General features: G+C 42.7%; 7 protein-coding genes. 6 read left to right on the top strand and 1 reads right to left on the bottom strand.

The annotated features are described in order from the left end of the window. From V7K44_RS01470 to V7K44_RS01460, 3 genes are all read left to right on the top strand, one after another. Positions 1–2,426, top strand: a 2,426-nt coding sequence (locus V7K44_RS01470) for a leucine-rich repeat domain-containing protein (RefSeq protein ID WP_334927958.1), incomplete at its 5' end; no start/stop codon positions are given. Between the two features lie 43 nt (positions 2,427–2,469). Next, a complete protein-coding gene (locus tag V7K44_RS01465) occupies positions 2,470–2,976 on the top strand; it encodes a hypothetical protein (protein ID WP_334927956.1) in 507 nt (168 codons plus the stop codon). A gap of 348 nt (positions 2,977–3,324) precedes the next feature. Continuing rightward, a complete protein-coding gene (locus V7K44_RS01460) occupies positions 3,325–4,302 on the top strand; it encodes an aromatic ring-hydroxylating dioxygenase subunit alpha (RefSeq protein WP_334927954.1) in 978 nt (325 codons plus the stop codon). Positions 4,303–4,690: 388 nt separating this feature from the next. On the opposite strand, the gene V7K44_RS01455 is transcribed toward V7K44_RS01460, so the two are convergent. Then, positions 4,691–5,470, bottom strand: coding sequence for a TspO/MBR family protein (locus V7K44_RS01455; RefSeq protein WP_334927952.1), 780 nt, complete (start codon positions 5,468–5,470; stop codon positions 4,691–4,693). A gap of 156 nt (positions 5,471–5,626) precedes the next feature. Here V7K44_RS01455 and V7K44_RS01450 point away from each other — a divergent pair, with 156 nt between their 5' ends. The 3 genes from V7K44_RS01450 to V7K44_RS01440 are packed head-to-tail and all read left to right on the top strand — an operon-like array spanning position 5,627 to position 8,340. After that, positions 5,627–6,244: a hypothetical protein gene (locus V7K44_RS01450; RefSeq protein WP_334927950.1), complete on the top strand. Its 618-nt coding sequence runs from the start codon at positions 5,627–5,629 to the stop codon at positions 6,242–6,244. 56 nt (positions 6,245–6,300) lie between these two features. After that, positions 6,301–6,447 carry a hypothetical protein gene (locus tag V7K44_RS01445; protein ID WP_334927948.1) on the top strand — a complete coding sequence of 49 codons (147 nt, stop codon included), beginning with the start codon at positions 6,301–6,303 and terminating at the stop codon, positions 6,445–6,447. Positions 6,448–6,495: 48 nt separating this feature from the next. Then, positions 6,496–8,340, top strand: coding sequence for a mechanosensitive ion channel family protein (locus V7K44_RS01440; RefSeq protein ID WP_334927946.1), 1,845 nt, complete (start codon positions 6,496–6,498; stop codon positions 8,338–8,340). Positions 8,341–8,679 lie beyond the last annotated feature (339 nt).

Below are 8,679 nucleotides of genomic sequence, written 5' to 3'. Positions count from 1 at the left end.
CTAAATTAACCAATCTGACGCAGCTTATCCTCTATAACAACCAAATAACCCAGATTCCAGAGGCGATCGCTAAATTAACCAATCTGACGCAGCTTCACCTCAGTTACAACAAAATAACCCAGATTCCAGAGGCGATCGCTAAATTAACCAATCTGACGCAGCTTCACCTCAGTTACAACAAAATAACCCAGATTCCAGAGGCGATCGCTAAATTAACCAATCTGACGCAGCTTGACCTCAGTGACAACCAAATAACCCAGATTCCAGAGGCGATCGCTAAATTAACCAATCTGACGCAGCTTCACCTCAGTGACAACCAAATAACCCAGATTCCAGAGGCGATTGCTAATTTAACCAATCTGACGGAGCTTTACCTCTTTGACAATCAAATAACCCAGATTCCAGAGGTGATCGCTAAATTAACCAATCTGACGCAGCTTCACCTCAGTGATAACCAAATAACCCAGATTCCAGAGGCGATCGCTAAATTAACCAATCTGACGCAGCTTCACCTCACTCGCAACAAAATAACCCAGATTCCAGAGGCGATCGCTAAATTAACCAATCTGACGCAGCTTGACCTCAGTTACAACCAAATAACCCAGATTCCAGAGGCGATCGCTAATTTAACTAATCTGACGCAGCTTGACCTTCATAACAACAAAATAACCCAGATTCCAGAGGCGATCGAAAGTTTGCTGGAATTGGAAACACTAGATTTACGGGGAAATCCGCTTCCTATTTCACCAGAGATTTTAGGATCTTCTGATAATGTTGGTTCAGTTAAAGACATTTTCAATTACTTACGATTACTCCGTAGCGGTGAAGTGCGTCCACTCAACGAAGCCAAACTCTTACTCATCGGACAAGGTAGCGTCGGCAAAACATCCCTGATCGAGCGACTAATCCGCGATAAATATGATACAAATCAACCCCAAACCGACGGACTCAATGTGGAAACTTGGAACGTGCAGGTCAATAGCAAAGACATCCGCCTGAATGTTTGGGACTTTGGCGGACAGGAAATTTATCATGCCACCCATCAGTTTTTTCTGACTAAGCGCAGCCTCTATCTCCTCGTTTGTAATTGTCGCACCAGCGAAGAAGAAAACCGCATCGAATATTGGCTGAAACTAATCGAAAGCTTCGGCGGAAAGTCCCCCGTGATTATCGTTGGCAACAAAAAAGACGAACAACCCCTCGACATCAACCGCAAGGCATTACGCGAAAAATATCCTAACATCCAAGCGATTATCGAAACCTCCTGCCAAGACAATATCGGCATTGATAAACTTCGCACCGCCATTTTGCAGCAAGTCGCCAAACTCAAAGAAGTCTACGACCTTCTACCCTTGACATGGTTTGAGGTTAAACAAAAACTCGAATCCATGACTGAAGACTTCATCACCTACAACCGCTACCTCAACATCTGCCACGAAAACAAAATTCCCGAAGAACAAAACCAAGAGCAACTAATCGACTTGCTGCATCGACTCGGCTTAGTTCTCAACTTCCGCGATCATCCCATCCTTAAAGATACCAACGTTCTCAAACCCAACTGGGTGACAGAAGGCATTTACGCGCTCTTGAGCGATGAAAACCTTAAAACTAAAACCAAAGGCATTTTCACCCCTGCCGATCTCACCCGCATCCTCAATCCAGAGCGATACCCCACCGAGCGTCACAAATATCTGATCGGGCTGATGAAAGAATTTGAGCTTTGCTTTGCACTAGAATGTGAGGCACCACAATTTTTGATTGCAGGACTTCTGCCTAAAGACCAACCAGACAAAACAAAACTCCAAGGCGAAACCCTCGAATTTCAATACCATTACAAAGTTCTCCCCGAAAGCATCATCTCCCGCTTCATCGTCAAAACCCACGAAAAAATTCATAACCAAATCTATTGGCGCAGTGGCGTAATGCTGCAATATCAACAATACAACGAAATCTACAACATCGCTCGGATCAAAGCCGATCCCGAAGACAAAAAAATCTTCATCACCATTAGCAGACGTAAAGAAACCCGCCGCTCATTTCTTGGCATTCTCCGCGATGTATTCCAAAAAATCCACAAAAGTCTTCCCAATCTCGAAATCACCGAATGGGTTCCCGTCCCCAGTCACCCCAATCATCCGCCCCTTGATTACCAAGAACTTCTCGGACTTGAGGCAATGGGTGAAAGCACAATTACCATCGGCAAACTAAAATTAAAACTCGATTTGCGTCAACTTTTAGATGGCTATGAAGACATTGGAATACGTCAAAGAAAGTTAAAAGGCGATGAATTTATTGATATAGAAAGAGATGACTTACCTCTTACAGTTAATTTCAACGTTAGTGATCGCCGTTCTAAAACCATTAACCAACATGGAGAAGGCGATAATTTTGCTGGCGATCGGGTCAAAGGCAATAAAACAGGATGAAGTTACTCAACTTTGAATTAGCGTTTATTAATCGCAACAAACTGTGGAACTGCAAGCCTTACCAGCCCATCAACTCCTTAAACTCCATTACAAACCCCAAAAAACTATGTCTAACACCATCAATCAATTCGGCAAAGGCGATAACGTTGCAGGTGATAAAATCCAAAATGACTTCAAAGACGCAAACATCGGCAACTTTGCCAACGAAGTCAAAGACAACGCCAGACAGCAAGCCTCTAATTTCAACCAAACAAGCGGCGCAAACATCAGCGAAATTCTGCAACTGATCGGCAACCTGCGCCAAACTGCCGCCCAATTCCCTCCAAAAGACCGCGACAACATCATCATTGATATTGATGATGTAGAAGCAGAAATTCAAAAGCCAGAAAAAGAACGCAATTTACCCAAACTCAAAGAGCGTCTAGTAGCTTTACTAACTGCTGCTACTTTAGTCGCTGCCCCGATCGCAGGTATGACAGACTTTGCAAATAATGTTATGGAAATAGGGAACAAAGTAAATATCGAACTACCGCTTCCCTTTGGTAAATAGACTTTTCTAACTCCAGGGGCGATGCAACCTATTTTAGATTAACAATGAAGCGACGGGGGAAACAAGAATCTAGTTCCCTCCCCAATACATACCTACCGTGTACACACAAGTTGAATTACCCCCCTTAATCCCCCCTTGTAAAGGGGGAAAACCAGAAAATCCAGTTCCCTCCCCTTTACAAGGGGAGGGTTAGGGTGGGGTAAAACCTGAATTTCCCACCAACCACTTTGAGTTTTTGCATACATGGAGATCGCACATTTATCTGTTAACAAAGCCTAAAAGTGCTTTGATAGTTTTTCCACAGGATGATTAAGATATAGGTATTTGACCTGACAGGTGTCGATACTCATGGTGCAAGACCAGATTTTGCTGAATGATTGGCATGTAATAGCGCGATCGCAAGACCTCCAACCTGGAACAGTTTTGCACAAGCGCTTATTAGGCTCAAATATAGTGCTTTGGCATAATGGCGACAAAGTTTTAGCTTGGCAAGACGTTTGCCCTCATCGTGGTGCTCGTCTTTCTCTAGGATATGTCAACAAAGAGACTCTTGTTTGTCCTTACCACGGTTTAGCTTTTAATAGCGAGGGAAAATGTGTACTAGTTCCGGCTAGTCCCGAACAATCGCCCCCCGCCCAAGCTTGTGTTAAAAGTTACCAAGTTCAAGAGCGTTACGATCTACTCTGGGTTTGTTTAGGGACACCAAAACAAGACATAGCTCCGTTTTCTGAGTGGTACAATCCGGTCTATCAGAAGATTTTCTGTGGCCCTTACTACTATCACTCTAGCCCTCTGCGGGTGCTGGAAAATTTCATCGATCCGGCACACTTCCCAATTTTGCATTCGGGATTATTTGCCCACGCCAGTCATCCTGAGTTGACGCACTATGAATTAGAGTCTCTTCCAGATGGGATTAGTTTCAAATGTGGTTTGTGGGAACTAGATTTTAATTCCGGTAATCCTCTGTCAGCACCACTGATTTTCAACACTTACGATTACCGCATTTTCCGTCCGCTAGTGGCATATTTTAAACTTGGGCCTGGAGATCATCGTTTAAATATCTTCTATACAATTACGCCAATCGAGGAAGATGAGTGCGTGGCGCAATATTGGTTAATGGTAAACAGTGTCCGCGAACTAAAAGTAGAAGTGTATGTAGATATTCAAAATCAAGTTGCTAGTCAAGATATTGCCATTGTCGAGTCCCAGCAACCCCGACGCTTACCTTTAGATTTGCAATCAGAAGTACATTTACCGAGTGATCGCTATTCTATAGCATACCGAAAGTGGCTCAAACAACAGGGTGTTACTTTCGGTACTATTTAGAATTTGGCGATGTTTGTCATTATGATTAAGAAAAAAGATTCAGATAAAATTAGTTTAGAAGCTAACTCCTTTAAAGATTTTAAAAAACGGTAGATTAGACCTCTTGGATAAGTCAAATAGACACCCCTTAATCCCCCCAACCCACCTTAAAAAGGGGGGCAAAAGTCTCTTAAAGTCCCCCTTTTTAAGGGGGATTTAGGGGGATCTCCAACAATTTTGGGTTTGTACAGAGATGTGTGTACACCGTAGCTATATAAAGGGGGGAAACTTGAAATCTTGCTCCCTCCCCTTCACAAGGGGAGGGTTGGGGAGGGGTGATTCGACTTATGCAAGATATCTATTGTTAACTGCTCTACCGTTTTTTATGTATCTTGAATTGGCTTTGATCTCAAGGTGAATTTTGGGTATTTATTGCTCGATCCACAGTTCTTAGTTTTAAAGGATACAATGGCTCAGATCCATTTAATTGCCAAATTCTAAATACCAAGACAGCAGCTACAGTTAACCACACACAAGAAAATGATAAAGTCATTCCTGCTATAGGATTAGTTTGCCAATAAATTGCCGTCACCACTATAGCAGATAACCAAGGGCCTAAAATAACTACAGGTACAGCAGCACCTAATCTCCGTTCGACAGTAAAAATCGTATTCCAAGTATCCCCTAAAGCCAAATGTACCACAAACAAAATTAAAGGTAATACTAAAAACTGGTGATTCATTTGCTGCCAAACCAATACAGAAGAAATTACCCGCAAAACAGCAATTATCATCCAAACTATGGGAAATACTAAAGGTGGAGGCGACCATCTTGGTCTGATTACCTGGTCATAGGTCTGACGAGAACGGGTATTATCTAAAAGAGAAAAAATTCGAGAACGGATACTTAATACAGCAAAAAACAATCCAGTCAATAAGGTGCTAAACCAACCGGAAAAAGAAGAATTATTATCAATGAAAATTACTAATTTCTCCATTCCCAGTAACACGAGAATCATGACTAATATTTGTAAGATAGTCCCTAGTATATAAACTAAAACTGCTTTGATATCTAGTTCTTGTGTAGTAGCTACTGATGTGTTTAGAGACTGTTGTTGACTCCCAGGCTTTACCCCCATCACTGTATTAACAAACTGTTCAACTATTCCACTATTCTTGGCTTTATTCATAATTAAGAGATGGCGCGTAGTTGGTAATTAGTAGTAATAAGTCATTATATGATATTCTAATAGTTAAAAATAATTTGGTTAGGCTCTTTTAACATCAGAGTTGATAAGTTCCGAATCTAATGTACAGTCTTTCATAACTGATATTGAGGAAAAAACGTGGAATTTCAGAAGTTATTGTATATTTTTACTCTCGTAAATATTGCTACGTTTGCTCTGAGTGTACCTGTATTTGCTCAAATCGCGCAGACTCCCTTTAATTCTGCACAGTCAAATTGTCGTGCAACTAAAATAAATACTCCAATTTTTAAAGAACCTTCAACATCATCCCATGCTATCAGAATATTGTCGGCAAAAACAAAGATTAATTTAGCATATATCCCAGCTAGTGGAGATAGATTTGTCAGAATTAAAGCTCCGACTTCAGGGTTTATTCAAACTGCTGTGCTGAAATTTTGTCAGTCGAATAACAACGCTCAAAATGTATCGAGTAAACCTACTATTGGCAGTGTATGTCGGCAAATTGTACGACAGGAAACTATACGTCGCCAACCAAGTACAAAAGAACCTTTTATTACAACACTTTATCCAAATACAGTTGTGTTTGTGAATTTGGTTACAGGTAATATAGTTAAGTCATATAAATCTGAAAATTACATTTGGGTAGAAATCGACCTTTCCAGAAGTTTCCCTGGAGAGTTATCTGGTAATGGTTGGATAGTCAACACTGACTTAGTAAATACTCCTGGATTAAGCAGTCTGGCTTATTGTAGTTAGTAGCTTATTTCGCTTAATATATCCACCCAGCATGAGTTTCTCCATCCACTAGGGTCGTGCCTCTATCACTGAGTTTGGTTCAATATTTTTTCTACCTGACAAAGAGCGAAGCGATCGCTCTGGTATGGATGCGTTTGCAAATAATCTTGTACCCAGATACAACCATAGTGCAATATCTAGTTAATATCCAAAACCCGATCTAGTTGACGTAGTTCAACTACCTCTGATATTCAGTTGGGCAATAGTTCTCTATGGTTATACTCTCGTTTAATCGCTTGCAGCGTCTAACGATTCGGTTTGTGCTAATCATTGTGGTGACGATCGCAATGGTGTTTGGCTGGGGTGCGATCGCCCACAGTCAACTGCCCTCGTCACCCACCACCGCTTCTAACGATCCGCACAAACCGCCTAAAGGCGTCACCCGTCTCGGTGAATATGAAATTGCCGACGTGAATTCACCACTAGACAAAAACCTTTTATTTAAGGTTGTCTCTCCCACTGTTTTTAATCGCGACGAACCGCCAGAGGGAAGTCTTCCTGTGGAAGTACGTGCTGAAGAAATTACGCAACGGCTGATGCGAGCGCTCGATAGAGCCGACAAAGCCAAACAAACTTCCATAATTTCTGTTGCCACCCTGAATAACCGCCTAATCCTCCAGCTCAATGACAATCAAATGACCCGTTCTTTAAGGCTGGTGACAGTGACAGAGCCAGATGCTGACTATTATGGGAGAACACTGGAGGAATTGGCCCAGGAGTGGCAAAAAATATTACAAGCAGAAGTGGAACGCATCGAGCGACTCTTCTCACCTCAGGTATTGTCTCAACGGGTTGGGCAGGCACTACAAATCAGCATCGGCTTGGTGTTGGGCAGTGTTGTGTTATGGTTCCTGCGGCGAACTCTAATTCGCAAACAAACGGTATTGCAAGCTCGTTATCAAGAGCATATAGCTGAGGCAAAACAGGCTGCGGTCAAACCCTCTCAGCCAGAAACATCGGCCAATATTCAGGCAATCGACACCAGCGAACCAGAGGTACACACCATCGCCCATCAGCGATCGCAATTTCTAGAAATCATCCAGCGACAGTTCACTCTCAAGCGCCAACTGGGGATCTATTCTTTTCTCACCTTGCTACTGTTTTGGGCGTTTATTCTCGTATGGTACATCGGGATTGTGGTAATCATGTCTCGCGTCCCCTACCTGATGAGATGGTGGAGTGAGGCTTTCGCCCGTCCCCTCGCGCTGCTGATTATTTGGTTTTTCATCAGTGTTGTCATTCGTATTGGCAAAAGCTTAATTGACTACATCACCGATGTCTGGACAACCCATCCCTCTCTACCTTTGAGTGAAATGCAACGGATTGCCCTGCGAGCTGCAACTGTTTCTGGGGCACTAAAAGGATTAATCACCTTTGTTTTCATTACCTTCGGTATCTTGCGGACTCTAGACATTTTTAATGTACCCACTAGTTCAATTTTGGCAGGGAGTGCTGTCATCGGTATTGCAATTTCCCTTGGTTCCCAAGGTTTGATGAAAGATTTGGTCAATGGGTGCTTAATTTTGATGGAGGATCAATTTGCTGTGGGAGATGTGATTGAGATCGGGAATAAAAGCGGACTGGTGGAAAATCTCAACCTGCGCGTGACTCAACTACGCAATGGCGAAGGTAAGCTAATTACCATTCCTAATAGCAATATTACTGATGTCAACAACTTAACCCGCCTTTGGTCGCGGGTAGACTTTTCTATTGTGGTGGCTTATGAAAACGACCCGAAGTATGTTTTAGAAATTCTCAGGCAAGTATCCCAGCAATTGTATAGCGAACCAGAATGGCGCGATCGCTTACCAGAATTGCCTGAAGTGCTGGGGATTGATGACCTCTCCCACACAGGTATGTTAGTGCGCGTCTGGATTAAAACGGCACCGATGGAACAATGGTATGTGGGGCGAGAGTTCCGTCTACGGGTGCGGCTAGCCTTTGAAGCAAAAAATATCCAGATCGGCAGACCGCAATGGATCAGTTACAACACTGATTTGGATGTATCTATAGCAAAGGATACATTCATTGACTCCAAACAGGAGGAGCTACAGTAAAACTCTGGAAAATCAATTGTGAGGCAGAAATACATCGCGCATTTCGATGGATATCGATGTTATTCCCGAATTATATCGTGTCCGCTTGATTACTTACTAAACCCCAAGCTGCGCTTTGTCTCCCCTCCCGAAGAGCCACGGTGTACACACATCTTTGTATAAAACCAAAATCGTTGAAGATCCCCCTAAATCTCCCTTTTAAGGGGGACTTTGACTTTGGTTCCCCCCTTTTTTAAGGGGGGCTAGGGCAGGGCTGATTCATTCCACAAGGGCAAGAAGTTTGTCAATATCATTAGAGAGAAATCTTTGAGCAATTGTGATGGAAGGATGACCATTTCG

Origin of the sequence: Nostoc sp., from assembly GCF_036917235.1 — a bacterium.
Lineage (GTDB): Bacteria > Cyanobacteriota > Cyanobacteriia > Cyanobacteriales > Nostocaceae > Nostoc.
Note: the sequence above shows the minus strand (reverse complement) of the source record. Positions and strands in the feature narration are given on the sequence as shown.

Bases quoted from the DNA above. Each gene is read 5' to 3' on its own strand.
- V7K44_RS01460 (WP_334927954.1), top strand. From the start codon at position 3,325: ATGGTGCAAGACCAGATTTTGCTGAATGATTGGCATGTAATAGCGCGA.
- V7K44_RS01455 (WP_334927952.1), bottom strand. From the start codon at position 5,470: ATGAATAAAGCCAAGAATAGTGGAATAGTTGAACAGTTTGTTAATACA.
- V7K44_RS01440 (WP_334927946.1), top strand. From the start codon at position 6,496: ATGGTTATACTCTCGTTTAATCGCTTGCAGCGTCTAACGATTCGGTTT.